This window comes from Rhizobium sp. 01T444 (assembly GCF_056398305.1).
This window is the reverse complement of the sequence record NZ_JBFTPD010000155.1, coordinates 1-751: the sequence shown is the minus strand read 5'-3', so window position 1 is coordinate 751 and position 751 is coordinate 1. Positions and strand designations below refer to the sequence as shown.

1 protein-coding gene is annotated in these 751 nt (G+C 65.4%); it reads right to left on the bottom strand.

Annotated features, from left to right (window positions below):
* Window positions 1-213: 213 nt before the first annotated feature.
* The coding region (locus AC1DTN_RS37700) for a DUF1266 domain-containing protein (RefSeq protein WP_477925232.1) at window positions 214-751 on the bottom strand (538 nt) is incomplete at its 5' end.

Here is a 751-nt window from a genome sequence, read left to right as displayed (position 1 = left end):
GTTCAGATATCGTCTGCGAGGCCATGCAGTTCTATCGGCCGCCGGATGGCCGGGGAACAGGGCAAGAGCGCAAAAAATCTGCCGCGTGGCGTCGATCAGCGCCTTGCAGGCAGCGGCAACGGACGGCCCGGCGTCGCCGGAATCAGCTCGCCGAGGGTTGAATGTCTGCGCACGCTGCGCCGGATCATCCGATGCGACGGATCGATAAGCACTTCAGCCGCCCTGCAAGGGCCGCGAGACTCTTCGCGGCACGTCGAACCAGAACGAGGAGTGCCTCCAGGGTGCGGCACGCGAAATCGGCGGGTAGGCAGCGATCAGCACCTCATGGCTTCGTGCGATCTCCTGCCAGTCGCCCGGGTCGAACAGGTCGACGCGATTGCGCAGGCCGCGGCCGACGAGCGACGATAGCGAGTAATCCTTCCAGGAGGCGTAGTGGGTCCTCGCCTCCCGCTGGAGGCGCGCAAGTGCGCTTTCGGCGAATTCGCGCGTCACATAGCCCAGCGTGAAGCCCAGGCGCAGGAGATAGGACGCCTGTTGAATGTCCCAGGCCATCATGTTGAGGTGTCGGCCGCCAATCTCGCGTGGCCTGATGATGCCGGCGTCAACCGACAAGAACACGCAGACATCCAGCAGAGCGGCATAGGCCTCCGTGTCGACGGGCGCCCGATGGACCCACGCCGCATACGCGCCCTGCTCCTCCATCGAGCTTCCGCCCAGCCGCGCAAGGCGATGCTCGAGAACGCGGTGGAAG